Annotated in this window: 18 protein-coding genes; 10 read left to right on the top strand and 8 right to left on the bottom strand. The window is 65.0% G+C overall.

The window, feature by feature from the left end:
• Position 1 precedes the first annotated feature (1 nt).
• Complete coding sequence (locus R2N11_RS10740; RefSeq protein WP_316681087.1) at positions 2-928, bottom strand: alpha/beta fold hydrolase; 927 nt, start codon at positions 926-928, stop codon at positions 2-4.
• 153 nt (positions 929-1,081) lie between these two features.
• Here R2N11_RS10740 and R2N11_RS10735 point away from each other — a divergent pair, with 153 nt between their 5' ends.
• Both R2N11_RS10735 and R2N11_RS10730 read left to right on the top strand, forming a co-directional pair.
• The gene (locus R2N11_RS10735) at positions 1,082-2,065 is read left to right on the top strand and encodes an NAD(P)H-dependent flavin oxidoreductase (protein ID WP_199029651.1); all 984 of its coding nucleotides are present in this window, start codon (positions 1,082-1,084) and stop codon (positions 2,063-2,065) included.
• 240 nt (positions 2,066-2,305) lie between these two features.
• Positions 2,306-3,748, top strand: coding sequence for a DUF1254 domain-containing protein (locus tag R2N11_RS10730; protein WP_316681086.1), 1,443 nt, complete (start codon positions 2,306-2,308; stop codon positions 3,746-3,748).
• A gap of 13 nt (positions 3,749-3,761) precedes the next feature.
• On the opposite strand, the gene R2N11_RS10725 is transcribed toward R2N11_RS10730, so the two are convergent.
• A complete protein-coding gene (locus R2N11_RS10725) occupies positions 3,762-4,364 on the bottom strand; it encodes a hypothetical protein (RefSeq protein ID WP_316681085.1) in 603 nt (200 codons plus the stop codon).
• Between the two features lie 187 nt (positions 4,365-4,551).
• Here R2N11_RS10725 and R2N11_RS10720 point away from each other — a divergent pair, with 187 nt between their 5' ends.
• Positions 4,552-5,454, top strand: a complete 903-nt coding sequence (locus R2N11_RS10720) for a LysR substrate-binding domain-containing protein (protein WP_316681084.1) — start codon at positions 4,552-4,554, stop codon at positions 5,452-5,454.
• Positions 5,455-5,508: 54 nt separating this feature from the next.
• On the opposite strand, the gene R2N11_RS10715 is transcribed toward R2N11_RS10720, so the two are convergent.
• The 4 genes from R2N11_RS10715 to R2N11_RS10700 form a co-directional block, all read right to left on the bottom strand.
• Positions 5,509-6,651, bottom strand: coding sequence for an acyltransferase family protein (locus tag R2N11_RS10715; protein WP_316681083.1), 1,143 nt, complete (start codon positions 6,649-6,651; stop codon positions 5,509-5,511).
• 7 nt (positions 6,652-6,658) lie between these two features.
• Positions 6,659-7,480 (bottom strand): class D beta-lactamase, encoded by an 822-nt coding sequence (gene blaOXA / locus R2N11_RS10710; protein WP_316681082.1) that lies wholly within the window; start codon positions 7,478-7,480, stop codon positions 6,659-6,661.
• Between the two features lie 191 nt (positions 7,481-7,671).
• Complete coding sequence (locus R2N11_RS10705) at positions 7,672-9,450, bottom strand: M56 family metallopeptidase (protein ID WP_316681081.1); 1,779 nt, start codon at positions 9,448-9,450, stop codon at positions 7,672-7,674.
• On the bottom strand, positions 9,447-9,830 hold the full coding sequence (locus R2N11_RS10700) for a BlaI/MecI/CopY family transcriptional regulator (protein ID WP_199029664.1): 384 nt from the start codon (positions 9,828-9,830) through the stop codon (positions 9,447-9,449). The genes R2N11_RS10705 and R2N11_RS10700 overlap by 4 nt, the downstream gene beginning before the upstream one ends.
• Positions 9,831-10,018: 188 nt before the next feature.
• Here R2N11_RS10700 and R2N11_RS10695 point away from each other — a divergent pair, with 188 nt between their 5' ends.
• Both R2N11_RS10695 and R2N11_RS10690 read left to right on the top strand, forming a co-directional pair.
• Positions 10,019-10,606 (top strand): helix-turn-helix domain-containing protein, encoded by a 588-nt coding sequence (locus tag R2N11_RS10695; protein WP_199029666.1) that lies wholly within the window; start codon positions 10,019-10,021, stop codon positions 10,604-10,606.
• Positions 10,603-11,139: a GNAT family N-acetyltransferase gene (locus R2N11_RS10690; protein WP_199029668.1), complete on the top strand. Its 537-nt coding sequence runs from the start codon at positions 10,603-10,605 to the stop codon at positions 11,137-11,139. The genes R2N11_RS10695 and R2N11_RS10690 overlap by 4 nt, the downstream gene beginning before the upstream one ends.
• On the opposite strand, the gene R2N11_RS10685 is transcribed toward R2N11_RS10690, so the two are convergent.
• Complete coding sequence (locus R2N11_RS10685) at positions 11,136-11,993, bottom strand: PhzF family phenazine biosynthesis protein (protein WP_199029670.1); 858 nt, start codon at positions 11,991-11,993, stop codon at positions 11,136-11,138. The two genes, R2N11_RS10690 and R2N11_RS10685, sit on opposite strands and share 4 nt — an antisense overlap.
• 155 nt (positions 11,994-12,148) lie before the next feature.
• On the bottom strand, positions 12,149-13,003 hold the full coding sequence (locus tag R2N11_RS10680) for a 3-hydroxybutyryl-CoA dehydrogenase (RefSeq protein ID WP_316681080.1): 855 nt from the start codon (positions 13,001-13,003) through the stop codon (positions 12,149-12,151).
• A 169-nt stretch (positions 13,004-13,172) separates the two neighbouring features.
• Here R2N11_RS10680 and R2N11_RS10675 point away from each other — a divergent pair, with 169 nt between their 5' ends.
• The 5 genes from R2N11_RS10675 to R2N11_RS10655 all read left to right on the top strand — a co-directional run bounded on the left by R2N11_RS10675 (position 13,173) and on the right by R2N11_RS10655 (position 16,783).
• Positions 13,173-14,105, top strand: a complete 933-nt coding sequence (locus R2N11_RS10675; RefSeq protein ID WP_199031869.1) for a LysR family transcriptional regulator — start codon at positions 13,173-13,175, stop codon at positions 14,103-14,105.
• A gap of 273 nt (positions 14,106-14,378) precedes the next feature.
• Positions 14,379-15,065 (top strand): hydrolase, encoded by a 687-nt coding sequence (locus tag R2N11_RS10670; protein WP_021196188.1) that lies wholly within the window; start codon positions 14,379-14,381, stop codon positions 15,063-15,065.
• Between the two features lie 115 nt (positions 15,066-15,180).
• Positions 15,181-16,002 carry an alpha/beta fold hydrolase gene (locus R2N11_RS10665; protein WP_199031870.1) on the top strand — a complete coding sequence of 274 codons (822 nt, stop codon included), beginning with the start codon at positions 15,181-15,183 and terminating at the stop codon, positions 16,000-16,002.
• Between the two features lie 66 nt (positions 16,003-16,068).
• Positions 16,069-16,359 (top strand): XapX domain-containing protein, encoded by a 291-nt coding sequence (locus tag R2N11_RS10660; protein WP_316681079.1) that lies wholly within the window; start codon positions 16,069-16,071, stop codon positions 16,357-16,359.
• Between the two features lie 4 nt (positions 16,360-16,363).
• Positions 16,364-16,783 carry a DoxX family protein gene (locus tag R2N11_RS10655; protein WP_199031872.1) on the top strand — a complete coding sequence of 140 codons (420 nt, stop codon included), beginning with the start codon at positions 16,364-16,366 and terminating at the stop codon, positions 16,781-16,783.
• Positions 16,784-16,785 lie beyond the last annotated feature (2 nt).

The raw sequence follows: 16,785 nt of genomic DNA, 5'->3' as shown, positions 1-16,785 counted from the left end.
CTCAAGCGAAGAAGCTGCGCATCTCCGTCAGCAACGCGTCCGGCGCCTCCTCCGGCACATAGTGCCCACACGGCACCGTGCCGCCGCTCACTTCCTTGGCCACCGCGCTCCACAGTTCCAGCGGCTTGAAGCACCGCTGGATCACCCCATGCTCGCCCCACAGCACACGCAGCGGCACGCTCACGCGCTTGCCGGCAGCACGGTCGGCGCGATCGTGTTCAAGGTCGATGGTGGCGGCAGCACGGTAGTCCTCGCACATGGCGTGTACGCAGGCCGGCTCGCGCATGGCGGCGGCGTAGGTGGCCATGGCTTCCGGAGCGAACGGTTCGAGCCCGGCGTGGCGCAGGCCCATCAGCTTGCTGATGTAGAAATCCGGCGTGGCGTTGATGAGCGTCTCAGGAAACGGCGAGGGCTGGATCAGGAAGAACCAGTGCCAGTACGCGGACGCAAACGCCATGTCGGTGTTTTCATACATCGCCAGCGTGGGGGCAATGTCGAGCAGCATGGCGCGCTCCACATGCACGGGGTGGTCGACGCACAGGCGATGCGCCACACGCGCGCCGCGATCGTGCGCGCAGAGCCGGAAGCGGCCGAAGCCGAGTGCGCGCATCACCTCCACCTGATCCTGCGCCATCGTGCGCTTGCTGTATTCCGCGTGCCGGGCGCTGCCGGCCGGCTTGGACGACGCGCCATAGCCGCGCAAATCGGTGGCGACGACGGTGTAATCGCGCGCCAGCGCCTGCGCCACCTTGTGCCAGATCACATGGCTTTGCGGATGGCCATGCAGCAACAGCAACGGCGGCCCGCTGCCACCGATCACCCCGGCGATCTCCACCCCATTGACCGCCTGGCGGAACGGGCGAAAGCCGGGAAACAGCGCGGCATCTGCGGCGGCGGTGGCGGCGTCGATGGGAAGCAGCGTGGTCATGCAGGTCTCCGGTGGTTTGTGATGCGCAAGGAATGCTCCGCATGCTAGCGCAGAAGCTACCGGCACATTCGGCGGCAACACGTGGCGCCCGCTTCCTATAATCGAACAACGCTGTCTGCCCCGCTGTCAGCCTTCCTCTCATCAGGAGACGCCATGCCCGCCGCCAAGCATCTGCCGCCCGCGCTGCAACACCTGACCCTGCCGGTGATCGGCTCGCCGATGTTTATCGTCAGCTATCCGGAACTGGTGCTGGCGCAGTGCAAGGCCGGCATCGTCGGTGCGTTTCCGGCGCTCAACGCGCGCCCGGCCGAGGTGCTGGACGAATGGCTCACGCAAATCCATGAAGACCTCGCTGCTCACCGAGCCGCGCATCCGCACGCTGTGGTGGGGCCGCTGGCCGTCAACCAGATCGTGCACCACTCCAACGCGCGGCTGGAGCAGGACGTGGCCACCTGCGTGAAGCACAAGGTGCCGATCTTCATCACCTCGCTGCGCGCGCCGGTCAAGGAGATCCTGGATGCCGTGCACAGCTATGGCGGCATCGTGCTGCACGATGTGATCAACCTGCGCCATGCCGAGAAGGCGCTGGAAGCCGGGGTCGATGGCCTGATCCTGGTGGCGGCGGGCGCAGGCGGGCACGCCGGCACACTGTCGCCGTTTGCGCTGGTGGGGGAGGTGCGGCGCATCTTTGACGGGCCGATCGCGCTGTCGGGGGCCATCGCCACGGGGGATGCCATCCTCGCCGCGCAGGCCATGGGCGCCGACCTCGCCTACATCGGCACGCGCTTCATCGCCAGCAAGGAGGCGCATGCGGCGGAAAGCTATAAGCAGGCCATCGTGCGTGCAGCAGCGTCCGACATCATCTACACGAACCTCTTCACAGGCGTGCACGGCAACTACATCCGCGAGAGCATCGAGCTGGCGGGCCTGGACCCCGCAGCCCTGCCCGAAGCGGACAAATCGAAGATGAACTTTGGCGACGGCAGCTCCCGCGCCAAGGCATGGAAAGACATCTGGGGCGCGGGGCAGGGGGTGGGCCAGATTGCCGACCTGCCACCCGCCGGCGAGATCGTCATGCGGCTCAAAGCCGAGTACGACGCCGCCAAGTTGCGCCTTGCCCTGCACCTGCGGCTGTAGGCGCATCCGCACGCACTTACCGAGCACCCTAGCGTGCACCCTAGCGCGCACCCCACCATGCGCACCCCACCGCACTTCGATTGACTTGCGAGGGCGGCACTTCTAAATTCAGAAGATGCTCAACAACAAGCGCGGCGTCGTGACGGGCGACCGCGCAACCGTATGCGCAAGCATCCTTGGGGGGATGTTCGACAGGCGTCTGGTTTCCTGTTGCCGCGTACCGACAAGATGGAGAACACCATGACGCACTGCCATGCGCCGGTGCGCCAGCTCACAAGGCTGGCGGCCGTGGCGCTGAGCGCGGCGGCCCTGACCCTGACGGGCTGCGCCACCCAGAACCCCGACCCTGCCGCCGCCAACGAACTGCGCCTGCCGCAAGCCGGTGAGGCCCAAGTCCGCTCCGCCTATGTGTATGCGTTTCCGTTGATGATGACGGACGCGCTGATGCAGGTCACCTCCGCCATCGCGCCGGATGGGCGCTTCATGCACCAGCGCACGCTGGAAGACGAAGCCCTGCCCGCCGGTGTGCGCGCCCGGGTGGACGTGCTCGCCAGCAGCGCCTTCGTTGATTTGCGCAACGGGCCCGTCGTGCTGAGCGTGCCCGATGTCGGCCGCCGCCACATCTGGGTGGCCGTGCACGACGCCTGGACGGACGTGTTCGAATCCATCGGCAACCGCACCACGGGGGCACGTGCGGCCAACTACGCCATCACGCCACCGGGCTGGGAAGGCACGCTGCCGGCAGGCGTCAAGCAGATTGCCGCGCCGACGAACCTGGTATGGATCGTTGCCCGCACGCAGGTCGCCGGCCAGCGCGACGAGGCTGCCGCACGGCGCGTGCAGGATCGCTACCGCATCACGCCGCTGGACGCCTTCGGCAAACCCGGCACGCGCGAAACAGAGGCGGAGGCCAAGGCTGACGCAACCAGCGCCACCGACATCGACGTCAGCCTGAATGCCGCGCGCCGCCGTGTGACCGCGCTCGATGCCAACGCCTACTTCACCCGGTTTGCCGAGCTGCTGAAGGACAATCCGCCGCACGCGGCAGACTCCACGATGGTGGCATCGCTGCGCAACCTTGGCATCGTGCCCGGTGCGCCGTTCAATGCCAACGCCGTGGACTCGACCAGCCTGAAGGTAATGGATGCCGGGGTGGTGGCCGCACGCGAGACGCTCTCCATGGCGGCCAAACAGCCGTCCATCACGCAAAACGGCTGGTTCATCCCGCGCATGATCGGCGCCTACGGGCTGGACTACGCGCAGCGCGCCATCGTCTCGTGGTCAGGTGGCGGCACCGACGTGCCGCAGGACATGCTGATCGCCACGGCCACGGCCGATGCCAACAGCCTGCCGCTGGACAGCACGCACCGCTACGTGCTGCATTTCGACCGCAACCAGCTCCCGCCTGAAAACGCCGGTTGGGCCGTGGCCGCCATACAGCAACCGCGCCGCACCACCGAGCGCCCGGGCCTGCGCAACGTGCTGAGCGAAGCCGATCGCCCACGCCTGAACCGCGATGGCTCGCTCGACATCCTCATCCAGCGCGCGCCGCCCAAGGGCATGCGGAACAACTGGCTGCCGCCGCCCGTGGGGCCCTTCCTGCTGCGCATGCAGCTGACGTGGCCCAAAGAAGCTGCGCTGGATGGGACATGGCTGCCGCCCGCCGTGCAGCGGCGGGAATAGCGCACCGCTTCGCTTAAGGCTGCCCCTTGCAGGCAGCCGAGCACAACACCTTGTCCACACCTGCGAAGAAGCCGTCGTAGACCTCCCGCTGCAGCACGGTCTTCGTGCGCGCATCGCCGTTGCTGTCCCAGACCGTGCTGTCGAACCGGGCGCGCACCAGCGTCGCCTGGTTGCCGGCGGCCGCCTTGACCGCGATGACCGCCGACACGCGCTCGTGGTCCGGCTTGGCCGGAAACATGCCGGTATAGTTCTTGAGCGCGCCGCGTAGCAGTTGGCGCCACTTGGGCACCAGCGTGTCACTCAGCCCGGCTTCCACCAGGCCGGTTTCGTTGTCGACCGACACCGGTGCGTAGCCGAGTTCGGTCAACGCCTTGGCCACGGCGCTCAGTGCACGCTCCGGTGCGGTATTGGCGTACGTACGGTCGCGCATGGTGCGCAGGCTCTGCTGCTCCGCATCGGTCAGATCCACACTCACCTGGCGCGAGCTGTATCGCACCAGCGTTCCACCGCTGCCGGTCTCACGCTCGTTGGGTGGTGGGCCTGAGCAGGCGACCAGCATCAAGATGGTGCCGGCCAGCGCCAGGTATCGACTGGCTTGACGTAACCACCGGGACATCCACAGCGGCATCCAGCAACCGAACGGAAATGACCGCCACGCAGAGCGCTTCACCGATGTCTTGAGTAGGCTGGGTAATGCAATCATCATCTTCCAATCCAATGTGGCGCCTATGATAGAAAGCCGCCTTCATTGCCACAAACGAGTTTTTTTCCACGACGCTTTAGCTGTTCTTTGACATTGCGCCATGCGCCGACTCCCTCCTCTCAATGCCCTGCGCAGCTTTGAAGCCGCCGGGCGCCTGAACAGCCTGACCCTTGCCGCCGAAGAGTTGAATGTCACGCAGAGCGCGATCGCCCAGCAGATCCGCGTGCTGGAAACGTTCTTTGGACAGAAGCTCTTCGAGCGCGATGGACGATCCCTGCGCCTGACCTTGCGGGCGCGGCATTACCTGGTGGACGTCGCAAGTTGCATCGGGCGCCTGACCGAGGCCACGGAGCAGATGTTCGAGGCGCCTGACCGGCGCCAGATCCGGATCAATACTTCATCGTCGTTCGCCCACGGCTGGCTGCTTCCGCAACTGGCGCACTTTCATGTGCGGCACCCGGGCATCGAGATTGAGTTGGTGTCCACGCCTGACACAGACGTGGAGCGCATCGATGAATCGAGCGATGTGGTCATCCGCCGCTACACGCCGGAGTTACGGCGGCGGGGGTTCGTGTCGAAGCCCCTGGTGGCCAACGTAGCAGTGCCGGTCTGCGCGCCGCATCATCCCGCGCTGGCGGCTGTGCACGCGCCATCAGACTTGCGCCATGCACCGCTGCTGCATTACGCCGGCTTGCCCCAGGCATGGCAGTACTGGTTTCACCAGGCAGAGGTTCCCGTCGGCGAAACACTGCGCGGCCCCTTCTACGACGAATTCGCCCTGCTGGTGAAAGCTGCGATAAGTGGACTGGGGATCTGCCTGGCCCCGCGGGCCGTGATTCAGGACGATGTCGACCACGGGCGTCTAGTCATGCTGTTTCCGGAGGTCAAGCTGGAAGGGCCACCGTTTCACTGCCTGTATCGGGATACCGCGGACGACCGGTCGCTCAACATCTTGCTGGCATGGCTGTTCGAGCGCGCCGGCCACGCGCATGCCCCCGCGTAGTCCCGCGCCACGTTCACCCCGGTTACCGCAATTGCCGGGGTGATGCGCCGTCCTTCAGCCGATGGTGGACTGCGTGCGCCGCGGCTGCAGAAGACGTTGCCGTAGGGCACGGTTGAGCGGCTCTGCGTAGTACCGCGCAATGCCCGCAGCCAGCAAGAACGAAAACAGCATGAACGCCGCCAGCAGCACGAGTTTCTCGTCACCCAACACCGTGGCGCGCGGAAACCCCGTTTTGAGCACCGCCAGCGGGATCAGGTGAAACAGATACAGCTCATAGCTGTTCTTGCCGCACCATGCCAACGCTGCACCGACACGGTTGAAGCGCCGCGCATCATCAGCTGTTGAACGCTGCGCAGGCCATAACAGGGCGGCCGTACCAAGCGCCATCGCCGTCACACCCAAGACGTTGCTCTGTGCAATCGGCCACCATAGATAGAGAAACGTCATCAAGGCCACGACTGCGGTTTGTGTGAACCAGGTCGTCATGCCGGCCGGGGCGAACCGCCTGGAAAGAACGGCGGCGGCGCAACCCATGGCAATGCCGTCAAAGCTGGCGAAGTACGCGTAAAGAAATCCGGCCTCATCCCCTTGGTGGGTCAGCCGGTACAGCGGGCCGACGGCAATGATCGTTGCCCAGAACAGGCAGAGCAGCGACTCGCGCCGAAGTACGAGACACAGCAATGGGAACGTGAGGTAGAACACCTCTTCCACCGAGAGCGACCACAAGACGCCCAACGGATAGTTGACCCATCCGACCCTGGCAATCAGCAAGTTCATGGTGAAGGTCAGGCTCGCCAGATTGACGTGCCATAGCGGAACGGGCTCGCCTGTCGCGACGTGGTTCTGGAAGATCGCCACGCCGTACAGCGCGAGCACGTTCACGATGGTGAGCAGCAACAGCAGACACGGCACGATGCGCGCGATGCGCAGCCCGTAGAACGCCCACGCGTCGATACGGCCAAGCTGGCCCCAGCGGCGCAGGGCATTCGAGGTGATCAGGTAACCCGAGACCACAAAGAACATGGTCACCCCGTAGTTGCCATTGCGCGCCACCGCCTGCACAAGCTCCGGCCCGAAGACCGCAGCGAGTGACGTATCGCTCAAGCGATAGGCGATGTTGAAGTGATGAAACAGGACGAGCAGGATGGCGACCCCACGGATCAGGTCGATCCGCCTATTGCGCATGTCAGCGGGCATGGTTGTCCTATCGCGTCACGCCATCGACCAGCGATGGCAGGTCGCTCAGCAGCGTGTCGCGTGTGCGCATGCCGGCTGGCGTCGGCTGCACCTGCGCGTCCTGGGTCAGGCGTGCGAACACCAGCGTGCGCGGCCCCTTCGTTGCCCAGCCGACGAACCAGCCGTAGGCGTGCTCGCGGTCGTAATGGCCTTCGTGTGTGATCGGCGCCCCCGGAGAGCCCGTACCCGTCTTGCCGTGAATCGTCCATCCATCAGGGTGTGCAGCGATCTCCGTCACGCGCCAGGTCATGTCCAGTGCGGTAGCGCTCACCGGAAGCGTGCGGTTGGCGACCTTGCGCAGGAAGGCCACCTGTTCCAGTGGCGATATCTGCAGCGACGAGTTGATCCACGCACCGGAGGTGCCGTTGTGCTTGCCGGGCTCGCCGGACACATCCCGGTTTCCGTAGTCGAACACGTCTGCGTAGTGCTGAAAGCGGGTGTCGCCCAGCGACTGGGCCACCCGTTGCGAGAACCAGACCACCGAGTACTGGATCCAGCGCGCGGCGTCCGTAGGCTGCCGCCATGCATCGCCGCCCCAGGCGACATCGCCATCGTGGTACGCCAGCGTGGGCGTGTGTTCATCTTTGAGGATGCCTGCATCGAACCCCATCAGGCTGAGAGCAATCTTGAAGGTGGACGCCGGCGTCACGCGCGTCGCGCAATCGCCCTCCTGCACCAGGACATTGCCCGAGGCCGCATCCGCAATGACGGTGCAGAGGGTTCGAGCGTGAGCCGTCGGGCTCATCAGGTTGACGGCCAGGACGGCCGCCGCGATACACCAGCGTTTCATGCGTTTCTCTCTTGAGGGTGCCTCAATCCGGTTGCCGTTTCAGCGAGGACGAGGCGGGGTTGCCAGTCAGAACTTCAGACGAACGCCTCCCCTCCGACCGAACGCAATCGGCCAGACAGGAAAGCAAACACGGGAACAACGCGACGCAGACCGACCTGCTCAGGCGGGTGCGGCGGCGCTCAGGGTGCAGATCAAGACATGGTGGGAACGGTCACCGCCCGGTGCCCATTGAGCAGAACCATCGTGATGCTGGTGCCAGCAGACCGGATCTGCATGATCAGGCAACGGCCAGCCTCATCGGTAAAGCCTGTCTTGGAGAGCTGGATGTCCCAGCCGCGCACCCCCACCAACGGATTGGTATTGCGGTACTCAACCGGCTGGCCGTTGATCTGGAGCGTCTCGCTCGTGTAGGTGGTATCGCGGCGGATCTCCGGATAGTCCGCCGCCGCCTTGGCGATGATGGCGATGTCGCTGGCCGTCGATCGGTTGTGCGCCGACAGGCCCGTCGGTTCGTTCAACACGGTATGCGTCAGCCCCAGTGCGGCAATCTTCGCCTGCAATGCCCGCTCGAACGCGGGCACGCCCCCGGGGTAGGTTCGCGCCAGGGCATAGGCAGCCCGGTTGTCCGATGACATGAGTGCAAGCTGCATGACGTCGCGCAGGGCCAGGTTTGTCCCGACAGGCACACCAGCACGACGCAACGCCGGCGTGCCCGCATCGGCCGGGGCGATCTGCACAACGCGATTCAACTCGGGCCGCGCATCCAGCACCACCATGGCGGTCATCAGCTTGGTCAACGATGCGATCGGGACAACGCTGTCTGCATCGCGCTGGAGCAACACCTTGCCGCTGCCGTCCTCCACCACGTAGACATGCTTGGATTGGATCAGGCCGACAAGCGCTTCGACCTTGCCGATGGCCGAAGCATGGGCGAGCATGCGCTGCGCGTCATCCGACACCGACAGCGCCTCGCGGGCAAAGGCGGCGCCAACGTACTGCGGCACGACAACCGCCGACACGACCAGCGCGGCACCCAGCGCTACGGTCAAGCCAACCGAAGCCCATCCGGCGGGCTGTTGCGGCCTGACGAGCCGGCGGATGCGTTCGGACAGCACGCCGCCGTGCGCCCACACTGCCGCGCCCGCAGGGACAGCCTCCACGCCCTGCTGCTGACTCAGTTGATTGAGCGCCAGCGCCAGGTGCCGCGGGTTGCCGGTCAGGCTCGCGGCAAGCTCATCGGCAATCAGCTCCCGCTCCACACGGATGCGCCCGGACAACCACCACACGCCAGGGTGATAGAAGAGCAATGCCTCGATTGCCCGCTGCATGAGGTTGACGAGATAGTCGAAACGCCGGATGTGCGCGACCTCGTGCGCCAGCAACGCTTCGATCAGGTCCGGTGGCATCTGCGTCAACAGTGAAGCCGGCACCAGCACGACGGGCCGCCACCAACCGGCAGCGACCGGACTGGGCAGATGTGGCACCACCCGAACCCGGATCGGGCGACGGATTCCACAGCGTTGCGCAAGCGCGGACACACAGGCTTGCCACGCATCGTTGGCACAGGCGTGCGAGGCATGCGCAAGCCGATGCACCCAGGCCAGGCCCACGACCACACGCACCATCATCAGGCAGACACCGAACAGCCAGCCCACCACCACCCAAAGCATCGGGTCTTCCAGCAAGGCAGGCGCTGCGGGCTGGGGCACCCAGATGGGCATCACCGGCACCGGGTCGACGGTGGCCGTGGCGGCAGTCATTTCCGTGAATTGGCGATAGCCGTCGACGAAGGGCACCAGCACGCACAGCACCAGCGCCGTGCACAACACGATGTACCGGACCTGCGGACGACCGCCTCGCGTCAACCGCAGGAACAGTGCGGCAGCAAGACTCAGCAGCGCGCCTTTCCAAAGAAAGTGCAGCAGCGCCCAGCCCACTGCCGGCACCAGGATGGCAAGCGTTGTGCTCATAGGTCTTCCTCGCGCAGCAACGCTTCGATCTCGGCACGCTCTTCCTTGGTGACATGCCCGCGCAACGCCGCAAGAACCAGCGCCTTGCCGGAGCCCGCAAACGCCTTGTTGATGAACTCGTTCAGCAGACCGCTCTGCAGAACGTTCTGGCGCTGCGCCGGCGCGTACACGTGCGAACGCTCACGCTCGTCGCGTACCAGCATCCCCTTGGCATGCATGATCTGCAACTGGCGCAGCACCGCAGCGTAGGTCGTCTCCGGTTTCTCGGTCTGCACCGCTTGATGGACCTGCTTGACCGTGGCGGGCCCCAGTTGCCACAGCACACGCAGGAGGTTCAACTCGGCAGTGGTGGGCTTGATGCGCGGCGAGGTCTTGGTCATGACGATACGTCGGTTCTGCGGGAGATCGGCACGTAGACTAACTTTTCTAGAAAAACTTGTCTAGAAAATGCTGTCTACTTCCCGCACGATTTCTCGTACAGAACCTCACGGCAATTGACGGCCGTAGGCGAAGCCGATCACCCTCAAATTCCAGTTTACTGGATAGAAATTTCCATTAAACTGGCAGCATGGACATCCACCACCGTATCGCCCATAGACTGCGCGAACTGCGCGACGCCCAGGGCCTCTCGCTCGACGCCCTGGCAGAACGCAGCCAGGTCAGCCGCTCGGCCATCTCCCTGATCGAACGCGGGCAGAGCAGCCCGACGGCTGCCGTACTCGACCGGCTCAGCTCTGCGCTGGGCGTGACGCTCGCCTCCCTGTTCGAAGAAGGTGCGGCGCCGGCTGCCGAGCCCTCGCCCGTAGCACGCGCAGCCGATCAGCCCGAGTGGACCGACCCGGGCTCGGGCTACGTACGCCGCAACCTCTCACCGGCCGCGCGTTCGCCCATCCAGTTGGTGGAAGTGCACTTCCCGCCCGGCCAGCGCGTGGCCTACGACACTGGCGTGCGCGATACCGAGGTCTACCAACAGGTGTGGATCGTCGAAGGCACGATGGAGATGACCGTGGGCGACGCGCACTGGCGCCTCGCCGCAGGCGATTGCCTGGCGATGCAGCTGGACCGGCCCATCGTCTTTCATAACCCAACGCAACGGCCGGCGCGCTATCTCGTGGCGCTCACCACCGTCGCATCGGTTGGCTGGAGAACCAAATGATCGACACCGTCATCGTGCGCCGCGTGGGCGCCAATGAAGCGAGCGCCTGCATCTCCGCGCTGGCCGATGTGTTGGTCGATTGCGTGGAGGGCGGTGCGTCAGTCAGCTTCATGTGGCCGTTGTCGCATGACAAGGCGCAGGCGTTCTGGCGCAACGTGGCTGAAGGCGTCGCCCGTCACGAGCGCGCGTTGCTGATCGCCGAAGATGCGAACGGCGCCGTGCTCGGCACCGTGCAGCTGGTTCTAGCGCAGCCTGAAAACCAACCGCACCGCGCAGACGTGGCCAAGATGCTCGTGCACCGCCGCGCTCGCCGGCAAGGCGTGGCGCAGCGACTGATGGCGGCGGTAGAGGAAGCTGCCCGCGCCGAAGGCAAGACCGTGCTGGTACTCGACACCGTCACCGGCGGCGATGCCGAACGCCTGTACGCCCGTGCCGGGTGGCAGCGCGTGGGCACGGTGCCCAACTACGCGCTGATGCCCGACGGCGCCTTCTGCGGGACGACGTTCTTCTGCAAGCAGTTGGACGCCGCTTAAATATTGAGCGTACCGCGGCCGATTTCGATCACACGGCCACCCACGTGGATCGTGCCGTCGGCATCGACTTTCAGCGTCAGGTGACACGGCCGCCCCACCGCCGCACCCTGCTCGATGCGGTAGCTCGCCGGCAGCGTATGACCTGTCGCGCGCAGCCACCCACCCAGGTTGGCGCAAGCCGAGCCGGTGCCTGGGTCTTCCCACAAGCCGACACCGTATTCGAAGAAGAAACGCGACACCACCGGATCATTGCTGCCGGGTTCGGGCATGGTGAAGACGTAAGCGTTGCGCCCGTCGTTATTGCTGCGCGGCCACGCATCGAACGCGGAAGGATTCGGGCGCGCACGTTCCACATCGGCACGGCGCTTGACCGGCACCATCAGTTGCTCGATGCCAACGTCGACCCACAGCGGCGGGCCGGCCAGCGCGTCCGCTTCCAAGCCCAGCATGGCAGCGATGGCCGGGTCCGCCTCCCGCGTGCTGACCCCGCCCGAGCGCGGCGGCACCAGAGACCACCCTTCGTCCTGTGCCGTCAGCGAGACGATGCCCGACTGACAACGCAGCGTCAGCTCATTGCCGGGGCCATAGAGTTCGCGCACCACCTGCGCGGTGCCAAGCGACGGGTGCCCCGCAAACGGCATCTCATAGTCGGGCGTGAAGATGCGGAAACGCGCCGTGGCGCCATCCGTGTCATCGGGAAAGATGAAGGTGATCTCGGACAGATTGAACTGGCGTCCGATGGCCTGCATGGTGGCATCGTCCAGGCCGCGCCCGTCTTCAAAGACGGCGAGCTGGTTGCCGCCAAAGGTGGATTCGGCAAAGACGTTGAGCAGGCGGAAGGCGTAGCGCGGCATGGCGGTGTCCGGTGTGTGAAAGAAAAAAGCGGTGTGGCGATGCGTCATCATCAACGCACCGCCGCACCGCCTCCATGCACACTTGCGGACACTTCACGCGAATCCGACCAGACAGTTGGCGGACAGCGCGAATACCGTCGGTGCTCGCCGCTTACTTACTTGCGGTAGTCGTACACGCCGCGCCCGGTCTTGCGTCCCAGGTAGCCGGCAGCCACCATCTCGCGCATCAGCATGGCGGGGCGGTATTTGGGGTCGCCAAACTCGGTGTAAAGCACTTCCATCACGGCCAGCATGGTATCCAGGCCGATCATGTCGGCCAGCGCCAGCGGCCCGATCGGGTGGTTGCAGCCGAGCTTCATGCCTTCATCAATTTCTTCCGGCGAGGCCAGGCCCTCACCCAGCACGCAGAATGCCTCGTTGATCATCGGGCACAGGATGCGGTTGACCACAAAACCCGGGCTGTTCTTGACCGTGATCGGCGTCTTGCCGAGCTGCTTCGACAGGGCCTCGACAGCCGCGTGCGTGGCATCGCTCGTCTGCAGCCCACGAATGACTTCCACCAGCGCCATCATCGGCACCGGGTTGAAGAAGTGCATGCCGATGAAGCGGCTCGCATCCTGCAGCACGGCAGCCAGCTTGGTGATCGAGATGGACGACGTGTTCGACGCGACGATGGCGTGCGGTGCGGCCACCGCTTCGAGCTGCTTGAGGATCTTGACCTTCAGGTCGAAATTCTCGGTGGCGGCTTCGATGACGAGATCAGCGCGCTTGAGATCGTCATAGCTGGTTGAACCCTGGATGCGCGCGAGTGCGGCGGTCTTGTCGGCTTCGGTCAGCTTGTCCTTCTTGATGAGGCGGTCCAGGCTGCCGGCCACGGTGGCAATGCCCTTCTGCACGGCGGCATCGCTGATGTCCACCATCACCACGTCCAGCCCGACCACGGCGCATGCCTGTGCAATGCCGTTGCCCATTGTTCCAGCACCGACGATGCCGACCGTTTGGATTGCCATGAACTGCTCCTCGCTAGGTAGTTTGGTAGGGGAATGAAACAGATTGCAGAGGATAAACGACCAGACGATCCCCGGAAAAGCCCCGCGGGCGGCAACGTCACATTCGTCAGGATCCCCGTATGATGGCTGGCGTCGCGCCACCCTCACCTGCGGCGCAGGGACCGTACCTATGGACCGCTTTCTCAGTATCGAAGCCTTTGTGCGCGTGGCCGAAACGCGCAGCTTTGCCGAAGCCGCACGCCAGCTGGGTGTAACCAACTCGGTAGTCACCAACCGCGTGCAGCAACTTGAGCGCTTTATCGAGGCGCCGCTGTTCCACCGCAGCACCCGGCACGTGCGGCTGTCAGAGGTGGGCGAGACCTACTACAAGCGGTGCGCCGAAGCCGTCTGCATGCTGACGGACCTGACCGATCAGATGCGCGGCCTGCGCGCCACGCCGGCCGGCAAGCTGCGCATCCGCATGCTGCCCGGTTATGCGCTGAGCCACTTTGCCGCGCCGCTGGCCAGGTTTGGCGCGCAGTACCCCGACATCCAGCTCGACGTGGTGGTGGACGACAGCGTGGTCGACCCGATTGCCGAGGGGTTCGACGTGGCGTTCCAGATCTTCCCGCCCATCAACGATTCGCTGATCGAGAAGCGCCTGTTTGTGCTGCGGCGCGTGTTCTGCGCGACGCCCGCCTACGTTGAGGAGTACGGCCTGCCACAACAGCCGGCCGATCTCCTGCAGCATTCGCTCGCGCTGTACTCCGGCTACCCCACCCGCAAGCGCTGGGCGTTCTCGCAAGGCGGTGAAGTGCGCGCTGAACTCGACCTGCCCGAGCAGGTGCGCTCCAACTCCGTGCACCTGCTGCGCGACTACGCACTCACCAGTGCCGGCATCGCGTGCTTGCCCACGCTGGTGGTGAGCGATGACCTGATCGCCGGCAGGCTTGTGCCTGTGCTGGCCGAGTACGACCTCGCGCCGCTGCATTTTTCTGCGGTCTATCCCGCAACGCAGCGACAGGCCGTCAAGGTGTGTGCGCTGATCGACTGCCTGGCCAACCACCACGCGGGCGAGCTGACCTGGGACGTGCCCCTGCTCGCGCGCGGCTGGGTCCGCTAGGGGCTGGCGCTAGGGGCTGGCGAACCAGTTCCAGCGGCCGGCGCGGGTACAGGTTAGTCGCGCAATATTTCGCGAAGCAGCATGGATTGTTCGTCAATCGCGAAAACTGCACTCGCCGTTTTGGACGTTGTGCACGGAGCGCAGATTCCTATGATGGTTGGGCCGCCGATTGCCGTGGGTGCCGTGGGTTCTGCACGGCACCCGCATGACACCCATGCGACAACCACACGGCGGCGCTCTCTCATTTGCATCACGCCCCCAACGGATACGGCCATGACGAACCCGAAGCTGGAAGTCCTCACCCCGCAGAACTGTCAACTGATCTTCATCGACCACCAGCCGCAAATGGCCTTCGGCGTACAGTCGATGGACCGACAAGCCCTGAAGAACAATACCGTTGGTCTTGCCAAAGCCGCGAAGATCTTCAACATCCCCACCACCATCACCACCGTCGAGTCGGAGAGCTTCTCCGGCTACACCTACCCTGAGCTGCTCGACGTATTCCCGGGCAAGGAACTGCTCGAACGCACCTCGATGAACTCCTGGGACGACCAGAAGGTGCGCGACGCCCTGGCGAAAAACAACCGCAAGAAGGTCGTCGTCGCCGGTCTGTGGACGGAGGTGTGCAACTGCACCTTCGCGCTGTCAGCCATGCACGATGCCGACTACGAGATCTACATGGTGGCCGACGCCTCGGGCGGCACCTCCAAGGAAGCGCACGACTACGCCATGCAGCGCATGGTCCAGGCTGGCGTGGTGCCCGTGACGTGGCAACAGGTGCTGCTGGAATGGCAGCGTGACTGGGCCCACCGCGATACGTATGACGCCGTCATGAAGCTGGTGAAGGAGCACTCCGGCGCCTACGGCATGGGCGTGGACTACGCCTACACGATGGTGCACAAGGCACCGCAGCGCACGGCCACGCCGCACGAGGCGCTGGCGGCCGTGCCTGCCCGCTGATCGCGCTGCCCCCCCAAGCCGCATCCCTGCCCTCGGGCGACGCCTGACCAGCAACACCGCTGTTGCACGCGCCGCCCGATTCGCCATCACCATCACACAGAGATCCACTCCCACCATGCAAACGATCACGACTCAAGACGGTACGCGCATCTTCTACAAGGACTGGGGCACCGGCCAACCGGTCGTCTTCTCTCACGGCTGGCCGCTCAACGCCGACGCCTGGGACGCTCAGATGCTGTTCCTCGTGCAGAAGGGCTTTCGCGTCATCGCGCATGACCGGCGCGGCCACGGCCGCTCCGACCAGCCCTCGAAGGGCAACGACATGGATACCTATGCCGACGATCTGGCGGCGCTGCTCGATGCGCTCGACATCCAGGGCGCCACGCTGGTCGGCCACTCCACCGGCGGCGGAGAAGTCGCGCATTACATCGGCCGGCACGGCACCAAGCGCGTCGCGCGCGCCGTGCTGATCGGTGCCGTACCGCCCATCATGCTCAAGACGGCCGCCAACCCGAAGGGCTTGCCGATGGAGGTGTTCGACGGCATCCGCAAAGGGGTGGCGGACAACCGCTCGCAGTTCTACCGCGATCTCGCCACGCCGTTCTTCGGCTTCAACCGGCCGGGTGCCAAGGTCTCGCAAGGCACCATCGACGCCTTCTGGGCGCAGGGCATGACCGGTGGCATTCACGGCCAGTACCTGTGCATCAAGGAATTCTCCGAGGTCGACTACACAGAAGACCTGAAAAAGATCGACGTGCCGGTATTGTTCCTGCATGGCGACGACGACCAGATCGTGCCGATCGACGATTCCGCCAAGCTCGGTGTGGAGCTGGTCAAGAACGGCACGCTCAAGGTCTACCCGGGCGGCTCGCACGGCATGTGCGTGACCGAGGCGGATAAGGTCAACGCCGATCTGCTGGCTTTCCTGTCGTCCTAAGCTGGGTGAGCCGGTGCACGGCGGCGCGCGTGCACCGGCCCCGATCACTGCCTGACAGGAGGCCTCATGAAGCCCTACCTCATTTCCATTGGCGTCGGCATGTTGGTCGGCATCATCTATGCGTTGCTGCACGTACGCTCGCCCGCGCCGCCTGCGATTGCGCTGGTTGGGCTGCTCGGCATGCTGATCGGCGAGCAGATCGTGCCGACCGCGCAACGCCTGCTGGCGGGTGAGCCGATCACGATGGCGTGGTTCCGCCACGAGTGCGTGCCCAAGATCAAGGGGGCGCCGCCCAAGGCACCCGAGGCCGAACTTGCGGCCAACCCGGCTGAGCAAACACCGCGCAACCCGACCTGATGCCATGACGCGCCTTTCGCTCGAATCCACAAACGCGGCGGCACCGGCCGACACCGCACTGCACGCTGGCCTGCTGTTCTTGCGCGTAGCCGGCAGTGCGCTGCTCTTTACCGTGCACGGCCTGCCCAAGGTGCTGCACTACAGCCAGGAACTCACGCGCATCGAAGACCCGTTCCACATGGGCGCCGCCCCCACGCTGCTGCTCGCGATCCTGTCGGAGACCGTGTGCCCACTGCTCATTGCATTGGGCGTGCTCACACGCCTGGCATGCCTGCCCATCGTTGCCACGCTGCTGGTGGCGATGCTGATCGTCCACCCCGACTGGTCACTCGCTGACGGGCAGTTCGGCTGGATGCTGCTCATCATCTTCGTCACCGTCCTGATTGCCGGACCGGGACGCTTCTCGCTGTTTCCCAAGTACTGACA

It is taken from the genome of Ralstonia flaminis (assembly GCF_958415495.1).
GTDB lineage: Bacteria > Pseudomonadota > Gammaproteobacteria > Burkholderiales > Burkholderiaceae > Ralstonia > Ralstonia flaminis.
This window is presented reverse-complemented; position numbering and strand designations above follow the sequence as displayed.

Coding starts and splice junctions, on each gene's coding strand:
- R2N11_RS10705 (WP_316681081.1), bottom strand. CDS start 9,450: ATGAGCACAACGCTTGCCATCCTGGTGCCGGCAGTGGGCTGGGCGCTG.
- R2N11_RS10735 (WP_199029651.1), top strand. CDS start 1,082: ATGCCCGCCGCCAAGCATCTGCCGCCCGCGCTGCAACACCTGACCCTG.
- R2N11_RS10685 (WP_199029670.1), bottom strand. CDS start 11,993: ATGCCGCGCTACGCCTTCCGCCTGCTCAACGTCTTTGCCGAATCCACC.
- R2N11_RS10740 (WP_316681087.1), bottom strand. CDS start 928: ATGACCACGCTGCTTCCCATCGACGCCGCCACCGCCGCCGCAGATGCC.
- blaOXA (WP_316681082.1), bottom strand. CDS start 7,480: ATGAAACGCTGGTGTATCGCGGCGGCCGTCCTGGCCGTCAACCTGATG.
- R2N11_RS10715 (WP_316681083.1), bottom strand. CDS start 6,651: ATGCCCGCTGACATGCGCAATAGGCGGATCGACCTGATCCGTGGGGTC.
- R2N11_RS10680 (WP_316681080.1), bottom strand. CDS start 13,003: ATGGCAATCCAAACGGTCGGCATCGTCGGTGCTGGAACAATGGGCAAC.
- R2N11_RS10725 (WP_316681085.1), bottom strand. CDS start 4,364: ATGTCCCGGTGGTTACGTCAAGCCAGTCGATACCTGGCGCTGGCCGGC.
- R2N11_RS10675 (WP_199031869.1), top strand. CDS start 13,173: ATGGACCGCTTTCTCAGTATCGAAGCCTTTGTGCGCGTGGCCGAAACG.
- R2N11_RS10700 (WP_199029664.1), bottom strand. CDS start 9,830: ATGACCAAGACCTCGCCGCGCATCAAGCCCACCACTGCCGAGTTGAAC.
- R2N11_RS10655 (WP_199031872.1), top strand. CDS start 16,364: ATGACGCGCCTTTCGCTCGAATCCACAAACGCGGCGGCACCGGCCGAC.
- R2N11_RS10730 (WP_316681086.1), top strand. CDS start 2,306: ATGACGCACTGCCATGCGCCGGTGCGCCAGCTCACAAGGCTGGCGGCC.
- R2N11_RS10690 (WP_199029668.1), top strand. CDS start 10,603: ATGATCGACACCGTCATCGTGCGCCGCGTGGGCGCCAATGAAGCGAGC.
- R2N11_RS10695 (WP_199029666.1), top strand. CDS start 10,019: ATGGACATCCACCACCGTATCGCCCATAGACTGCGCGAACTGCGCGAC.
- R2N11_RS10670 (WP_021196188.1), top strand. CDS start 14,379: ATGACGAACCCGAAGCTGGAAGTCCTCACCCCGCAGAACTGTCAACTG.
- R2N11_RS10660 (WP_316681079.1), top strand. CDS start 16,069: ATGAAGCCCTACCTCATTTCCATTGGCGTCGGCATGTTGGTCGGCATC.
- R2N11_RS10720 (WP_316681084.1), top strand. CDS start 4,552: ATGCGCCGACTCCCTCCTCTCAATGCCCTGCGCAGCTTTGAAGCCGCC.
- R2N11_RS10665 (WP_199031870.1), top strand. CDS start 15,181: ATGCAAACGATCACGACTCAAGACGGTACGCGCATCTTCTACAAGGAC.